The sequence below is a fragment of the Pseudoalteromonas sp. OF5H-5 genome, assembly GCF_021530695.1.
Classification (GTDB): domain Bacteria; phylum Pseudomonadota; class Gammaproteobacteria; order Enterobacterales; family Alteromonadaceae; genus Pseudoalteromonas.
The window spans coordinates 602,538-618,802 of sequence record NZ_JAKGBF010000001.1 but is presented as its reverse complement, the minus strand read 5'-3'; the positions used below and the strand labels follow the sequence as shown (position 1 = coordinate 618,802).

14 protein-coding genes, 1 other RNA gene and 1 pseudogene are annotated in these 16,265 nt (G+C 42.1%); 9 read left to right on the top strand and 7 right to left on the bottom strand.

All coding sequences use genetic code 11. From position 1 onward, the window contains the following. Positions 1-41: 41 nt before the first annotated feature. Positions 42-515 carry a LysR family transcriptional regulator gene (locus tag L1271_RS02865; protein WP_235366701.1) on the bottom strand — a complete coding sequence of 158 codons (474 nt, stop codon included), beginning with the start codon at positions 513-515 and terminating at the stop codon, positions 42-44. Between the two features lie 105 nt (positions 516-620). On the opposite strand from L1271_RS02865, the gene L1271_RS02860 reads away from it, so the two are divergent. After that, the gene (locus L1271_RS02860) at positions 621-1,487 is read left to right on the top strand and encodes an MBL fold metallo-hydrolase (protein ID WP_235366700.1); all 867 of its coding nucleotides are present in this window, start codon (positions 621-623) and stop codon (positions 1,485-1,487) included. Beyond that, a complete protein-coding gene (locus tag L1271_RS02855) occupies positions 1,481-2,104 on the top strand; it encodes a DsbA family protein (RefSeq protein WP_235366699.1) in 624 nt (207 codons plus the stop codon). Before L1271_RS02860 ends, L1271_RS02855 begins: the two co-directional genes overlap by 7 nt. A gap of 142 nt (positions 2,105-2,246) precedes the next feature. Here the strand turns inward: L1271_RS02855 and L1271_RS02850 are convergent, their stop codons facing one another. Then, positions 2,247-3,722 carry a serine hydrolase domain-containing protein gene (locus L1271_RS02850; RefSeq protein ID WP_235366698.1) on the bottom strand — a complete coding sequence of 492 codons (1,476 nt, stop codon included), beginning with the start codon at positions 3,720-3,722 and terminating at the stop codon, positions 2,247-2,249. An 82-nt stretch (positions 3,723-3,804) separates the two neighbouring features. Between L1271_RS02850 and L1271_RS02845 the strand changes: the two genes are divergently transcribed. Beyond that, the gene (locus L1271_RS02845) at positions 3,805-4,338 is read left to right on the top strand and encodes a helix-turn-helix domain-containing protein (RefSeq protein ID WP_235366697.1); all 534 of its coding nucleotides are present in this window, start codon (positions 3,805-3,807) and stop codon (positions 4,336-4,338) included. 153 nt (positions 4,339-4,491) lie between these two features. Here the strand turns inward: L1271_RS02845 and L1271_RS02840 are convergent, their stop codons facing one another. Continuing rightward, a complete protein-coding gene (locus tag L1271_RS02840) occupies positions 4,492-4,869 on the bottom strand; it encodes a hypothetical protein (RefSeq protein ID WP_235366696.1) in 378 nt (125 codons plus the stop codon). 53 nt (positions 4,870-4,922) lie between these two features. Further along, positions 4,923-5,177 (bottom strand): hypothetical protein, encoded by a 255-nt coding sequence (locus L1271_RS02835; RefSeq protein ID WP_235366695.1) that lies wholly within the window; start codon positions 5,175-5,177, stop codon positions 4,923-4,925. A gap of 151 nt (positions 5,178-5,328) precedes the next feature. Between L1271_RS02835 and L1271_RS02830 the strand changes: the two are divergent. Then, positions 5,329-5,865 (top strand): annotated as a pseudogene (locus L1271_RS02830) (transposase); the annotation flags it as partial. A gap of 455 nt (positions 5,866-6,320) precedes the next feature. Continuing rightward, a complete protein-coding gene (locus L1271_RS02825; RefSeq protein ID WP_235366694.1) occupies positions 6,321-7,511 on the top strand; it encodes a serine hydrolase domain-containing protein in 1,191 nt (396 codons plus the stop codon). Positions 7,512-8,129: 618 nt separating this feature from the next. On the opposite strand, the gene ffs is transcribed toward L1271_RS02825, so the two are convergent. Continuing rightward, an RNA gene (gene ffs / locus L1271_RS02820) (signal recognition particle sRNA small type) lies at positions 8,130-8,226 on the bottom strand. 146 nt (positions 8,227-8,372) lie between these two features. Continuing rightward, the gene (locus L1271_RS02815; protein ID WP_235366693.1) at positions 8,373-9,251 is read right to left on the bottom strand and encodes a DUF3014 domain-containing protein; all 879 of its coding nucleotides are present in this window, start codon (positions 9,249-9,251) and stop codon (positions 8,373-8,375) included. Between the two features lie 554 nt (positions 9,252-9,805). On the opposite strand from L1271_RS02815, the gene L1271_RS02810 reads away from it, so the two are divergent. Genes L1271_RS02810 through L1271_RS02800 form a run of 3 tightly spaced genes read left to right on the top strand, consistent with a single transcriptional unit; the run spans position 9,806 to position 12,745 of the window. Next, the gene (locus tag L1271_RS02810) at positions 9,806-10,945 is read left to right on the top strand and encodes a patatin-like phospholipase family protein (RefSeq protein ID WP_045964207.1); all 1,140 of its coding nucleotides are present in this window, start codon (positions 9,806-9,808) and stop codon (positions 10,943-10,945) included. Between the two features lie 33 nt (positions 10,946-10,978). Next, positions 10,979-12,157: a beta-propeller fold lactonase family protein gene (locus L1271_RS02805; RefSeq protein WP_235366692.1), complete on the top strand. Its 1,179-nt coding sequence runs from the start codon at positions 10,979-10,981 to the stop codon at positions 12,155-12,157. Between the two features lie 6 nt (positions 12,158-12,163). Continuing rightward, complete coding sequence (locus L1271_RS02800; protein ID WP_235366691.1) at positions 12,164-12,745, top strand: GNAT family N-acetyltransferase; 582 nt, start codon at positions 12,164-12,166, stop codon at positions 12,743-12,745. Between the two features lie 83 nt (positions 12,746-12,828). On the opposite strand, the gene L1271_RS02795 is transcribed toward L1271_RS02800, so the two are convergent. After that, positions 12,829-14,040, bottom strand: a complete 1,212-nt coding sequence (locus L1271_RS02795) for an alpha/beta hydrolase-fold protein (protein WP_102057100.1) — start codon at positions 14,038-14,040, stop codon at positions 12,829-12,831. Between the two features lie 115 nt (positions 14,041-14,155). On the opposite strand from L1271_RS02795, the gene L1271_RS02790 reads away from it, so the two are divergent. After that, the gene (locus L1271_RS02790; RefSeq protein ID WP_235366690.1) at positions 14,156-16,246 is read left to right on the top strand and encodes a winged helix-turn-helix domain-containing protein; all 2,091 of its coding nucleotides are present in this window, start codon (positions 14,156-14,158) and stop codon (positions 16,244-16,246) included. The last annotated feature ends 19 nt before the right edge of the window (positions 16,247-16,265 follow it).

Here is a 16,265-nt window from a genome sequence, read left to right as displayed (position 1 = left end):
ATGAGTGGTTAGATATTTATAATTATGAGCGACCTCATGATTCACTTGGTGATATGACACCGGTTGGTTACCTTGAGGCTGCATAGAATTCTACGAAATAGCTGTACTAAATTGGGTGGAGTTACAACAGAATCTTGCAAATCAATATCAATATTCACATCAGGATGTGCTGACATAAACTGTTGAATAGCGGGCACAAGTTGAGAAAAGCCAAAAGACATACTGGTTGCTAGTCGAACCGTACCAGACAGTTTTCCGCTAGTATTCGCCAAGCCGGTTATGGTGTCAGCTTGCCTCAGCCACTGTCTTACTTCTTCCAAGCAGGACTCCCCTGCTGTCGTTAAAGACACTTTTCTCGTGGTGCGATGTAATAAACGAATGTTTAGCCAGCTTTCCATCGCTTCAATGTACCGAGTTACCATAGGGCGAGACATATCTAGCCTGTCAGCCGTCGCGGTAAAGCTACCCGTGATTGCAACGTCGGCAAAGACCTTAGCAGCGATGAGTCTATCCATTCATTTGATCGATTTATGAAACAATGATGTTTAGTTTGGCATGTTTTTCTGAACTTATCAATTTCATATCATCTGCTCCGTACTAAACCTATTGAGGCAAAAGATATGAAACACCTAACGTTGATAGCAGCATCGATTTTATTCGCAAGCAATGCGATGGCAGCAAACACCGCCCCACTTACACTGGATGTTTATAACGCTGACAAAAACAGCTTCCACGTTAACTCAACACTGGTGATTGGTGAGAGTGAAGTGATGGTCGTAGATACGGGTTTTACCAAAGCGGATGCACTACGCATAGCTGCCAAAGTGCTCGACAGCGGCAAAACCCTAAAAACGATTTTTATCAGCCAAGCTGATCCGGACTATTATTTTGGCGCGGAAGTGCTACACACTTTATTCCCTGAAGCTAAGATCCTAACCACAGCGGCCGTAAAAGCAGTGATTGAAGAAAAACTCGCGGGTAAATTAGCATTCTGGACACCAAAAATGGGGGAAAATGCACCTGTTAAGCCATACATCCCAACAGTTGTAGAGGGAAATACACTCTTTGTAGATGGGCACAAAATAGAGATCCACGGCACGCAATCTGAGCTGGCACACCGCCCCTACTTATGGATCCCGTCAAGTAAAGCGATTCTGGGCAATGTTGCAGTCTACGGTAATGTGCACTTATGGATGGCCGATGCGCAATCCCAACGCAGTCAACAAGCGTGGAGCCGCCAATTAAAAGAGTTAAAAACACTGAAGCCAGAGATTGTAATACCTGGTCACATGAAAGCAGGCACCAAACTTGATTCAAGTACCATAAGCTACTCGCAGCAGTATTTAAGCGACTTTAGTCAGGCAAAAAGCAGCAGCAAAAATAGCGCTGAACTGATTGATAGTATGTCTGCACGCTACCCTGATGCAGGATTACCGATGGCGTTGGGTATTGGTGCTAAGGTACATATGGGAGAGATGAAATGGTAAAAGTGCACTACTTCTTCGACCCCATGTGTGGCTGGTGTTATGGTGCGGCTGCACTGCTGGATGCAATTGCAGCCAACAGTGACCTCAAGCTTGAACTGCATCCTGGAGGTATGATTGCCAACCAATCTATAGAGAAAGCGTTCCGCAACCACATTCTCACTAGTGATGCGCGTATAGCCAGCATAACAGGCGCGCAGTTTGGCAAAGGTTACATCCAAAGGGTGAAGAGTAACGATCCGATGCTCCTTGACTCATACATCACCGCTCGTGCCATCATAACCGCTGAGCAATTGGGCATAGCGCCTCTTAACATGCTTAAAACTATTCAGCACGCACACTATGTAGAGGGCAAACAGGTTAACCGGGCTGAGGCTATAGAGGAGCTAGCCGTTGAGCTTGGGCTAGATAAAAACCACTGGCAACGAACTATGCTGGCAAATCAAGGTGCTGAGCAAACAAAAATCGTGCAAAGCCGTCTATTAATGCAAAAGCTTCAAGTTACTGGCTACCCCACCCTTATCCTTGAAAAGCATGAGACGTTCGTAAAGCTTCCGCATACTGCCTATTACGGTAAGCCCGATGCTTGGCGCAAGCTAATTGATGACTATATACACTAGTTCTATACAAGCTTTGGGGTTGGAATTGGAGCTGCTGTTACGCTAATGTGAGCTCCAAAAGGGGCTGTCGGCATATCCGCTACACAACTTTGGCGTTGTCACACTAATTTGCATCTAGATTGCAACTAACCTTGCCTCTGAATTACCTAACTTTTTGGAATTGCCAATCCTTTAATTTGATAACGGACATGCTTTTATCAGCGATTAGTTCGTAGAACTTACCCGGTCTAAGTTCTACTATAAATTCATTATCTGCTTGTCCACTGTAAATCTTGCTCTGTAAATCCCCCCAAGCAAGATGTAAATCGCTGTCTCTCTGTTTAATAGTCAACCGTCCAACATCCGTGTTTTCGTATACACCTTCAAGTAATGACTTAAGCGAAGGTGATATGCTCCGGCGTTTTGACAAGTCTTCTCTTTTAGCGGCAATTTCTGCCTTTGCTTTCTCGACATAAACAGCAAGATCAGTCATCTCCTCTTGATGGAATTCAATAAGCTTACTCACATCTTGATTAGTTAACATTTTATAAGCGATTTCAGTTATTCTGCCATTTAACTCATTTGCAATGAGCCCACTTTCGTTATGAACAACAACGACACCAAGGTTTTTTTCGGGAGCGTAAGATACTTGAACAGAAGCGCCATCAAACCCTCCAGTGTGCATTAACACACTTTCACCAGCCACTTTTGAGTGCATCCATCCCCATCCATAGCCGGAAAAATAGCTATCAATATCACTAACCAGTAGTTGTTGAGACGCTCTTACAACCGACTTGGGAAACGCTGAGCGCTCTGCATTTATTGGTAACAAGTGGGTTATCAACTTACCCCAATCATTTGGTCTGGCAAAAATACCCACTGAATACAAAGTCGCATTGTTTTTATTCATATAAATCTCAGATTGACCACTTCGGAATTTATATGAATATGGGCTTGGAATAGGCCAATTTTGCAATCTTGCTTGATCAACATCTGCTGTTGAATTTTTCATTCCTGCAGGTGAAAGCACTAGATCTTTAATCGCATTTGTCCATCCCCCTTCATAGTTCTCATCAAACCATATTGCTAAAAGATTGTACCCAAGGTTTGTGTAACCAAACTCATCTTTTTTAATTTTCGGGTGCTGTTTTAGCGAGGAAACAAAATGAATTCGTTGCTTTTTATCATGGTTTCCAGTGTAAGAAAAAGTCCATGTCATCGCGTCATTGGTTAATCCAGAGCGATGAGACAATAAGTCTCTGACTGAGTAGTTGTCAGGATTGATATAAGAAAACTTAACGTTTGGAAATAGCTGCCTCAAGGTAGAGTCCTTAGAAAGCAAACCTTCTTTTTCAGCCTGTAATGTCGCCAGCCCCATTATCGCTTTAGTTGTCGAAGCGAAGTAGTAAACCGAATTTGTATCGACAGGGATCTGCTTTTCAACATTCGCCATACCAACGTGAACTTCGTGAGTAATTTTACCATCCTTAATCAATACAACGGATGTGCCTGAAGCCGACTTGGTCACGGATTTGGCTTTAACGATAAAGTTGTCTAAAGGCGTATATTCTGACGCTACACTGACAGAGCTGATGAAACAAAGTAAATAAACGAAGCAAACAAAAGTTTTACTAGGCATGTAATTCCCTTCTGAATAGATAAGTGCTGCATTGTGCGTTATAGTGCACACAATATCACTGTACGCAATAACGCACAACATAATGAAAGTTAAATCGGAAATTTCCAAAAACCTAGGTGTTAGATTAAAAGACATCAGAAAAGAGAGAGGCCTAAGCCTAGATAAATTGGCCAACATGACCGGCATCTCCAAGGCGATGTTAGGACAAATTGAAAGGTTTGAGTCTAGTCCAACAGTTGAATTATTGTGGAAGTTGGCGCAGGGTATTGGCATAGAGTACACAATGTTACTTGATCCGAGCGACCCGCAGAATTCGAATAACTCTATCAACCAAGAAGGCTCTATATTTGCTCCTGTTTATTCATCTAACGGGAGCAAAAATACCGAGGTGTTTGTCATTTCTCTCATTCCAAATGATGAACACTTAAGAGAGCCGCATGATAATGTTGCAGAAGAGCTTGTTCATGTTCTAGAAGGTCAACTTGAAGTTTTTTATGACGGTGTTTGGCATCTCCTTAAAACTGATAAGAAAACCAAGTTTAGTGCTGCGCAAAAGCATGGTTATAGAGCTTTAGATTCTGCTACAAAGTTTATTAACGTCATAGTTTATAAGTGAATTTCATTTTAACGAATTTTTGCCGATTGGCTTTACACAAGCAGTCTCTAATATTTTAGACTCTGGAGTATTGTAGTTGCGCCCGTTCATCACTATCTTTAACTCTTGAGCGTCATACAAAATGTGAGACTTGCCCTAGCTATCGATACTCAATTACACATTTATGTTAATTCTAGGATATATTGCCTCGTTCATTTTCATTGCAAACAGCATTGGGTGGCTATTCACTTTGTCCTCAAGTGTATGATAATCCTGACCAAAGCCCGTATCATGGAATTGGTTTTCGAAGCTTTTACTTAACTCATTCAACCTAATATTGCCATAAAGGTCCTTTGCTTCGATGCCTTGCCGATCTGCACCAGAGAATCGAACAATTTGTGCAAGTCCTTCATGCACCTGTTCATAGGCATTTTTTAGCTTATTGTTTTCGTTAATTATAGACTCAAGATCCTCACGCAATTTACCGTCTACACTTCCACCAACGAGCTTTAGTGTGCCATCTTCCTCTTGCGATAAATCTAAAGAGCTCAAATCAATTCCTGGATTTAACTACTTTGTTCTTTTTTAAATTTTTCAAACTCGCTTCAGGTGGTTGCAAACGCCTCTTGCGTCTCTCCCATCACTTTATAATTTTGTTTACTAATCTCAAAAGTTTCTTGTTTTAATTTTTGGATTTCTTCTTCAGTTAATACTGGCGTATTTTCGGCTGACAATGCCGCAGCGTTCATCTCCATCTCTGGTGCTTGAGGTTCGATGTTATGCGCCTTAGCCTCCTTTTTAGCGATTAAGTTACTGGCTAAATTGACCTGCGAGTTAACTAGTGGTGAATTGGTGTTCACTGTTTCAGTCCTTGATAGTGGTAAATGTCTAATGTAGAAAACATTAACATTTGCGTTGATTTTCTCAAGGAGAAAAGAAAACAACACTTGTAACCGCTTTTAAAGACTCGCTCAAATCGCTGACACCCACCACTAATTTGCACCTTCCTAAGATATCGCCCGCCAAGCAAATAAAGAAGATAATTGTACCGGTCGGTTTTGGGAAGGACGATTCAAATCCCAAGCATTACTGAATGAAGCAGAACTGCCTGCTTGTCTCGCTTATGTAGACCTAAACCCAATTAGAACCAACATCGCCGCAACGCCTGAGACCTCAGACTACACCAACATCAAAAAACGAATCGACCATGCGAAATTAGGTAAACAACCAAGAAGCCTACTACGGTTTGCTGGCTGCCTACGAAAACACATGCCTAAAGGCCTACCTTTTGAACTCAAGTCTTATGTCGAATTGGTTGAACTCACAGGCCAATGTATTCGCGCCGACAAGCGAGGCTATATCTTTGAGTCTCAACTCATCCTTACTCGATTAAGTATCGAACCAGAGAACTGTATAAAGCTGACCACGCAATTTTCTCGGGTATTTCACGGTGCAGTGGGCCAAGAACGGACAATAACCGCTTACTGCGAAACACTGCAAAAACGACGGCGCACGAATTTAACAAACTGCGAGCGCTTGTTGGCTTAGCAAAACTCACATTCTCAATTCTCGAATTTCTTACTGTTGCATTTGCAGCGCGTTGTCATGCGCGATATCCCGGTTTTAGTGAATAGATACGCTTGAGTGCTAAAAATTGGTCTATCAGAAAACGCTTTTGTACCCAGTGATTGAAGTATTTTTATACTTTTTACTTCACTTCCTCGGCTTGGATATTAATAACGATGGGTGTCAGTTATTTTGTTATTTTCTTTTAGAAAAAGACACGACTTGACTGCTGGCCTCCTCATGCTAAAACCTTGAGTGTTTTGCCTAAATATTAGTTTTAAAAATTATTTAAATTCTCTTTCCAAGGAGTGAACGGTAGGATTAGTAAAGCCACACAAATTAGCTAACTATACATTTTTAAACAAATTAATTTTGAGTAATTCAATAATATTTGAGTCTACAGTGGAGCATTAACAACCAACATAAAGGATTTTGCTTTGCTTATAACAAACTTACAATCATCATTTAAATTCGCTCATTTAGCGTTATTAACCTTACTATTAAGCGCGTGTGGTTCGGATATAACTCAAACTTCGCCCTTAATTGATGAAACTGAGCTCCCTAAAGAAGTAGGTATTGCACAAGATGGTGCATTAAAACAGCATTTAGAAAGTATTCGACAGGCATATAATGTACCTGCAATTACAGCTATGACAGTAAAAGATGGCTTAGTGTACGAAATTGCCAGCACAGGCTATCGTGATATACAAAGCCTTGAGCCTGTAAGCGATAATGATCGTTGGGCGATCGGCTCTGTCGCAAAATCTATGACCGCTTTGCTCGCCGCTCGTATAGTTGAACAAGGCCTCATTACTTTTGACACTACCGTCATAGATATATTTCCTGAACTTAAAGGCCAAATTCGACCAGAACATGAGACAATTACTTTACAGAATCTGTTGAGCATGACATCCGGATTAAAAAAGGACATAGATGTAAAAAATCAGCAGTGGTACGACAATACCAAGCCTTTAACCGAATTAAGATATGAGCTAACAAAAGAGGTGCTTAATACCGCTGCAGTGAAAACCCGAAGTGAGTTTTGGTATAGTAATGTTGGTTACGTGATAGCAGGACATATGTTAGAGCGAGTCAGCAATCAGACTTGGGAGTGGCTTATTGGCGAAGAAGTCTTTGGGCAATTAGGCATCACTAATTATGGTTTTGGTGAACCGAGCTTTGAGAGCGCAAAGCAGCCTAAAGGGCATATTTACGAAAATGGTCACTGGCATGGGGTAACTGAAGAAAAAAAGCTTGCTCCAAAAGTATATGGTCCTGCCGGTACGGTGAATATAAGTTTACCTGACCTTGCTGTTTATTTTTCTTCGGTATTAGAGGGAATGCAGGGAGGTGACAATATTGTGAGTAAAGAGAGTTACAAAATGTTGCTCTCGCCTTATAGTAAAATTCAAGACAGCCATTCTGAGTATGCGATGGGCTGGTTTGTCAAGTCAGATAAAACGGCTTTTGGTCATGACGGCTTTACGGGCGCATTTTCGGTCAGTAGCCTGCTTTATCCTAGTCAAAATAGCGCTTATTTTGCGGCAGTGAATGGCGATACAGATAACGCACCCAAAGCACTCTCGCAAGCGTTAGAAGTGCTTATGAAAAGAAACTCTATAGAATAGTCAATTTGATAGCTTAGGCAAATGAAGCATCGACGTTATATTCTATTAGGGCTTGACGTTAGGTATTCGACGCTGATGCCATATGGGTAAACACCTTAAGGCAGAGGGTCAATCTTGTAGTAATTATTAGGGTCAGATCTTGCTTTTTGCCTTCATGTTCTTTTCTAAACGAACAACTGCCGTGAATAAGATTGGGTATGCGCGAGTTTCGACCACAGATCCGTCTTTAGGTTTACAAGTAGCCAAACTTGAGGAAGCGGATTGCGACAAAGTATTTATTATTATGACTTACTTTGTTGATTTGTAGGTCGAATAAAGCGTGCAACGCCGCCATCCGACAAACCTTTTGCACAGCAGTTACACTTTTTTCATAACTCAGTTGGAAAGCGCCTACGACTTTTCCAACCTATGGGAACACGCTAATAAAGTGTTGTTGATCTAACGAACGAAGAATAAGTGTTTTATTTGATTTAGTTTTTAAATTTAGAAAGATAGGAATTAGTATGTTTTAGTATACTTTTGAATGCTATTAATAAGACTTACACTACAAACAACACACTTGGTGGGGTTTGTAGTGACTTACACTTCAAACAACACATATAGAGGTTTGGGTGGCAGTCTTACCAGCCACATCCCGGCACACAAGTCATACGCTGTGGCTGCTTCGTTCCCGACCTGACCAGATTCACGTACTATTGTTGCGAGAGGACCAATAAGACTACCATTGAGGGCCTTGTTTGGCGCGGGAAGAATTATCTCGAAGATTGCAGGGGGATGCAAGGGAAAAGTCAAAAAGCTTGGCTAACTGGGTGATGTTTAAACAGTTTGCCAAGCTTTTGTGGATTTTATGAGGCTGTGTGCTTATTTGTTCAACACAATTTTGATTTCTTCTAGGCGCTTTTTCACTTTCTTCATGTTTTCAGGGCCCATTCTTAAGAACTGTTTTTGCGCCGGAGAAAGTTGCTCCCATTCTGCATAAGCATATTTATAGGTAACTGAGTCTTTTACCAAAGGCAGTGCAGTGTCTGGAATGGGTGTTGCCAACAACTCGTCGATTGCATCAGTTAACGTGCCGTTGAATTCATCTCCTTCGTAGCCTATTTCTTCGTATGCTTCTTCAAATAATGGTTTGTATTGGTCATATAGTCTAACCACTTGCGCGGTACTCATGGTGTCGAACATGGCGACATAAGGTGTGTAACGCTCGTAGCTGTTAGGATCGGTAATAATAATGTCGTCATCAATTACGCTAAAGCCATCTTGCGGCTTCACCACTGGTGCGTGGTTTTCTGCCACTTTACCCTTTGCTAGGTTATCTACATAAACTACCGTGCGGCGGATCACGTCATCGTCTGCCAGCAATTTTACCGCTTGATTAGAAAGATAATTCGATACCGCTTCTTTAATTTCGGTATCACTTTGTGAAAGCGGTGGTAGTGTTACTTCAGGTTCTACCGGTTCTACTTGCTCTGGCTCGATTTGCTCTCGTTGCGGTGGCAAGGTTACTTCAGGTTCAACCACTTGCTCAGGTGGTGTTTCTCTTGCGGTATTGACCAGTGGCGTTTCTGTTTGTTCAGGCACAACAATATCTTGTTTTACCTTTTGGTTTTCCGTCGATGGAGTGTCTTTTTGTGCTAGCACAAACACAGCCACAATAATCAACGCTAGTACAACTACTGCGGCAAATAACAACTGGCTGTTAGAAGGCCTTTTATTACCTTCTTGATGGTTCTCTGACATGGGGACTCCCTCTTCGTCATTGTTGATACGCGTTAATGTAAAACTATCACCAAATACTTGACTAATAACTTAATGCGCGCTGAAACCCTAAAAAAATGCGTTGTGGTGCAAACTCTGGCTACACCTTGTTCAAACATTTGATCTTAATAAAAATACTTGAGCACCGAACTTAAGTTCAGTACATTGAAGTTAAGCTAAATTGCCACTTTATTAAATACAAAATCGCGCCAATTAGCGACTAAATTAAACCGCTAGTTTGTTAAAATTTGTTTGTGCCACCATAGCGCTTTAGTGCTTAAATTTCAAAATAATAGCCTGATATGTTGCGCGGGTATGTGCACTCAGACAACTTGGGTTTTAGCTAGGTTCAACTAGAATAAATAATACAACCTATAAGCGGCTTAAGGGCAAAGTGGCACTTTACTACTAAAAATAACGCATTTACTGGAGTTATCAACTCTTTGCACCTAAAGCATTGCAACATCAACAAAGATAAATAGCGCATAAAAAGACCAAATTTAAATTAAGCAAATTTAACTGCAGGATGGCCTCTTTTGAGAAAGCATAGAACGAGTGATAAAAAAATTGCCTTACTACTGACTGGAGGTGGTGCAAGGGCCGCTTATCAAGTTGGGGTATTAAAGGCGCTTGCGCAAAGTATGCCTCGTACTTCTCCCCTCCCTTTTGAAATCATTACTGGTACCTCTGCCGGCGCAATTAACTCGGCGGGAATTGCCTGTTACGCATCTTGCTTTCACCTTGCGGTGAAAAAAGTGGAATATATTTGGAAGAACTTTAGCACCGATATGGTGTACAAAAGCTCGTTTACCGGTGCATACGGCCATTTATTTGCCAATATGATGCGCAGCTTTCAAGCGCAATACCTTAATCAGCCACCAGCCAGCTTGTTAAATAACTCGCCGCTTCGAAAGCTGCTGGCCAATGTGCTTGATTTAAATCGCATCGATCATAATCTACACCGCCATTATCTTGATGCCATCGCGATTACGGTTTCGAGCTATTCTACTGGTAAATCAGTGGCGTTTTATCAGGCGAACAATGCTGAGCCTTGGCAGCGCTCAAAGCGCGAAGGTGTTCCGGGCACAATTTCGCTCGACTTACTCATGGCAAGTTCGGCTATACCTATGGTGTTTCCAAGCGTGCGCGTTAAGCATCATTACTATGGTGATGGCTCTATCCACCAGCTCTCCCCACTTAGCCCTGCCATTCACTTAGGTGCGGATAAAATCTTTGTGATTGGTGTTGAGCAGCCTAAACTACCACAGCCGCTCGGTTATGAGCCGCATTTTCCAGGAATGTCTGTGGTCGCCGGTCACCTACTAGACAGTGTGTTTAGCGATACCTTAAATTCAGACATCGAACGGCTCGACCGCGTCAACCGTACGGTAAGCTTGCTACCGGCCAGAGAAAAGCACAAAGAGCTTAGACGAGTAGATCATATGCTCATCAAGCCAACGGTTAATTTTAATGAAGTCGCAGATCATTATTACGAAGATATGCCATTGGCAATCAAGCTGTTACTCAGAACCATGGGGGTTAAAAAGCATTCTCCGTCGAGTTTAACGAGTTACTTGCTGTTTGAGCGTACTTATACACAAAAACTCATTGAGCTTGGATTTGAAGACGGCATGAACCGCTTGGACGAAATGAGAGAGTTTTTGGAACTCAAATAAGATTTACAATAATAAAAATAGGTAGTGAAAAAGATGTATAAACCTACTATAAGTGCACTTATGCTTATCGCACTTGGGTCAATTTCATTTAGCGCACACAGCCAAACGTTCGACGTTGTTCAAACCATCCAAAATAACACCGCAGGGTTTAGCGGCTTAGATAATCCAAGGCGGCTGCGTTTTAATCACCTAGGTACGCAGGCCGTTGCAGTAAGTGGCGACGATAACGCAGTGGTTACATTTTCGCTTAATGCAAATAAACAGCTAGTCCAAGATCAACTCTTTCAATCGAGCGGTGCGCACCCGCTTTTACTTACTGGCGCATCCGATGCGGTATTCGTAAATAGCAATCTCATTCTTAACACTAGCTTTTACGATGGTGCATTAAATGTGTTTGCAAAAGATAAAGCGGGTAAGTTTAACCTTGTGCAAACCTTTTCTGACGAAGTGTCTTACAAAGTGGTGTTTGATCCAACCAAAAATGCCTCAGCTCATGACACCCTTGGCTTGTTTGCACCTTGGAAAATTAGTTTAAGTGGCGACAAGCGCTATGCATTTATCCCAAGTTATAATAGCAATACCATCACTGCTTTTAGGATCACGCCTACAAACAGCGTGACGTGGCTCGGCCCTATTGATAGCGCTGAGCAAACTGATATGGGTGGGCCTGTGGATGTGCTAGTAAGTAAAGAGGCTAACGCGCTTATCGTTGCAGGTTATGAAGGCGATGTCATTACGCTGTGGCAACAGACAAAAGGTACTTATACTGTTAAGCAGCGCATCGTTAAAGACGACACTAACCTGCTCGCACTCAGTAAACCACAAGCCTTGGTTGCAAGCTCAGATTTCACTGTTTTTTATGTTGCTGCGGCGGGCAGTAACAGCATTTTAGCCTTTGAGCGTCAACAAAACGGCCAATATCATTTGCTCCAGACCATTGATGCAAACCAAGTTGGCAAGCCACTTAACGGTGTCTCCTCCTTGTTACTTGCTGCTGATGGCAAAAGGTTGTTCGCAGCCTCTGAGAGTAGCTCTGGTATTGCAGAGTTTAGCGTTACCGCAACAGGCAAGCTCACACATATCGCAACTTTTGATGATTTGACCAATCCCTTAGCCAATATATCGGCCTTGGCTTTTGTAACTGACCCAAATCACTTAGCTGTATCTCTTGCAAAACAAGATACCATCAAAATACTCAAAATAAGGAAGTAGTAACGCATGTGGCCAACTAATAAACCACTGATAGGACACCATGTCACCCTTGAACCATTATCAACAACCCATGTTAATGCGCTGCAACAAGCAGTAAAAGATGGTGAAGCTTGGAAGCTTTGGTATGCCAATGTGCCCAATCCAGACGATATGGAACGCTATGTTAACACTGCGATAAGCCAAGCATCTGAAGGCAACCTTGCGTATGTGGTAAGGCTAAATAGCAGCAACGAAATTGTGGGAACCACCCGCTATTACAATGCAGATATAGCCAATCGCCGTGCCATGCTAGGCTATACATGGTACAGCGATAAAGTACGTCGAACAGCGGTTAACACGGAGTGTAAGTTTTTGCTGTTACAGCAACTTTTTGAAGATTTTGACGCCATTGCCGTTGAATTTAGAACCCACTTTTTTAATCATGCCTCTCGCAATGCCATTGAGCGGCTTGGCGCCAAGCTCGATGGTATCTTGCGCAGCCACCAGATCGGTAGAAACGGTGAGCTAAGAGACACCGTTGTGTATTCAATTATCGCCTCAGAATGGCCCACCGTTAAGCAGCATTTATTGAGCAAGCTCGACAGATAGGTAGTAAAAGCATAAAAGATCGCAGGGTGAACCTGCTCCTACTCCGTGTTGTAGGAGACGCTTTACGCGGCGATCTGTATAGCTTACTGCACAATTTTACTTTTTGCTTGAGCTATCATACTTTCAAAATAATCATATACTGATGGATCGTCGACTTGCTGTGCTTTCGCAAGTTGCAAGGCGTGATTAAAGCTTTTCAGCGCCTTGTTATACGCTTTATTCTCTAAATATCCATGGCCTAGGCTTGCATGCGCATAAGACGAGTCGGGATAACGCGTGACAAATGCATTTAAAGTCGCAAGTGCAGCGTCTAGACGTTTATGGCTGGTTTGCGCGTCAGCAAGTGCTCTGTATATAGACTCTGGCACTAACACATCAAACTCATAGCGCTTAGAGAGCTTTAGATAATAATCTTCAATATCAGGGATATGCGCATATTTTCCTGCTTCTTCATTAAGCTCAAAGTAAAAATCATCAAAAAGTTTCGTTAATCCTTCATAGAGACTTGGGTAAAACGTAGTTTGATGCGTTTCCAATTCTTTGAGGCTAAATTGCCAATTTACTTCTTTTGATCGAAGTGCTTTCAGGTTTGACGCAACTCGCATACCGTTGGTGTAAAAGTCGCCACCTTCCCCAGCGATACTAATATACAGATTGCGACGTAAATCATGAGCTGAGTTGCTAAGTGCTTTAAACTGCTGATCGAGCTCTTCCTCACCCCACCAACCTGGCGGGCTAATAAGCAGATAATTAGTAAATATCTCTGGCTTATTTAGAAAGGTGTGTAGTCCGTAGATCCCACCATTGGAATACCCTACTAACGTACGATTAGGTTTGAGTAAATATTGTGACTCAATGAAAGGAAATAACTCTTGAGTTAAGAAGGCTGTAAACTCGGTTGTCTTGCCAAATTGAGGAAACTTCTCTTTAATCCAGCGCTGTCTATCACTTTGAGCCTCACCGTTAATTGGCGGTAAGTAGTCTCTAGTTCTCACCGTGGTTTTCAACCCAACAACGATGGTAGCTGGTATTTTTCCAGTACTAACCAAAGATTCCACAATGCCCACGGTTTGGGTAAAAAAGAATTCTGCATCGAGTAAGTACAACACTTGATATTGTTTCTTAGGGTCATAATCATTTGGCGTATAAACCATGACCTCCCTATTCTCACTTAATATCTTAGATGCAAAAGTTATTTTAGACCCAATCGTGATGGCTTGTTGTTCTAATGTTTGCCCATACACCTTGCCCAATGCTGCAAGTAGCATTAACAATAGCAAAATAATAAAACGCATGACTTTCCTTTTTAGTTTATTTTTATCAGTGTGTTACATTAGAAAAAAACAGAGCGATAAAACAGCAAAGTTTGCTGATTTTTCGCTGATAATTCGCTGAAAAAAGAATTTTAAAATGGAATTAAAGCAGTTTTTGATTGCGGGGCACCTTGTGGATGTAAACCGCAATCATATTGTTATCGACCAACAAACTTATGCGCTCCCCCCTAAAGCAATAGCGGTGCTTTGTGAATTGGCAAAACAACCAAGAGAAGTGGTGAGCTTTGAGCAACTACTTAACACCGTTTGGCACGGCAGAGTTGTTTCTCCAAATACATTGCAGCGCTGCATTTTCCAAATTCGCCAAGTATTCAAAAATGCAGATAGTGAGTTAGAGTTTATAAAAACGCACAGCAAAAAAGGCTATAGTTTAGAGGCATCCGTTACGTCAACAAGCAATAAGCCGAGCGCGCATAAAGCGACTCAAAAATCTCGCCCACGCGCTGCAAAATTTGGGGTAGCGGCACTAGCGACAGTTATCACGGCTTATCTCTTTACGGTTATAATTCAACCAAAAATCAACCCCAGAGTACCGATTCAACCTACTTTTACTCCAATGACCACAAGTGACGCATGGGATGCAAATGCCAGCTACTCACCCAATGGACAATGGATTGTTTTTCAGCGCTTTAGCGATAATTGCCATAGTCAGCTTTGGGTAAAAAATCTAGCCTCGCACAAAACCTCTCGTTTAACCGCTCGCCAGGGCGTATACGGAAAACCCAGTTGGTCACACGACGCAAAGCAACTAACTTTTACCGAACGGAGTCATTGCAAGGCTCAAGAGACGTCTCCCTTTTGCTGGTCTTTAAACACACTAAATCTCGATACTGCAATCAACTCACCACAAAATCCACATGCCGTTATTGCTTGCCAAGAAAAGCCCATATGGCGTCCAAATTGGATGAAAAATGGCGAGATCAGTTACTTATCTCATTTACGTCCCAAACAAGCAGTGCCCTACCTTTTTGATTTAAAGACAAAAAAAAGCCGCACTACCGAGTATATGCCAAACTTTGAAAACTACACTCTTGACTATATTGCAGATAAAAATGTTTTCGCAATGGTAAGCATTGATGAGCACAACACTCATCACCTGAATATTTACAATCCCGATAAGACACCAACGATCACGGCAAAGATATTACTACCGCACGAATTGTCACCATTACAGCCAATTGAAGTCAGTTATCATCCAAGCGGCGAGTATTTGCTCGCATCGACGACTAATGGACTTTATAAACTGGAAACCAACGGGAGAATGGTTGCACTTGATACTGGGGGTAGAAAGAATCTAAGGGAGGCTTCTTTTTCAGCTGATGGAAAACAGATTTTAGCGACACAGATAAATGCCGATACCGATATTTTTACATTAAGTCTTGCTCAAATACGAAATCACCAAACCACTGCGGCAGCAAAGATAGCCAGAACAACAATGAAGGAAGACAACCCTCAGTTTCAACCTTATGGTGATCATATTGCTTTTACGTCTACACGTACTGGTTCAAGGCAATTATGGCTTTACAATGACCAAGGTGTTGCACAGCTTACCGATTCACAGCAAGACAATATCAGCAAACGAATTGTGTGGTCTCCTGCGGGTAATGAGATAGCGGGCACAACACAACAAGGACTCACTATTTGGTCTTTAAATGGTGAGAAAACCCTCATTGCTAATTCGCTTGCCATTGATTCTGTCCTGCAGTGGCTAACGCCGAAAACGTTGTTGGTCACAGCAAGAGAGAATGGAAACGCGGGGCTTTACATTATAAACAAAGATACCCAAGAAGCTTCACTCATTGTTTCTGAAAATGTAGTTTGGGCCGCACAAGTAGATAGTGGGCATTTTCTTTATCAAGATATGAGTCAGCGTTTTTGGCTTGTTAACACAAACACTGCTCCTACACCGACTGAGATCCATGCGTTACGCGCTCAGTTAGCGCAGCCATTTGCCGTTTATAAAGATGGTATATTGTACGGCGTAAACAACGACAACCAGCTATGGTCTTATCATCTCAGTACAGGGATATATCAACGCCTTGCAGAGGTACCCAGTAATAGCCGTTACTTGGCAGATTTTAACGGTGAAACCTTTTTGTTTACTCAAATGCATTTGATGCAAAAGCATATCGTGTCATTTAATACACCTGATGATCAAGGCACATAGATAGAGCAAGAACGCAGGC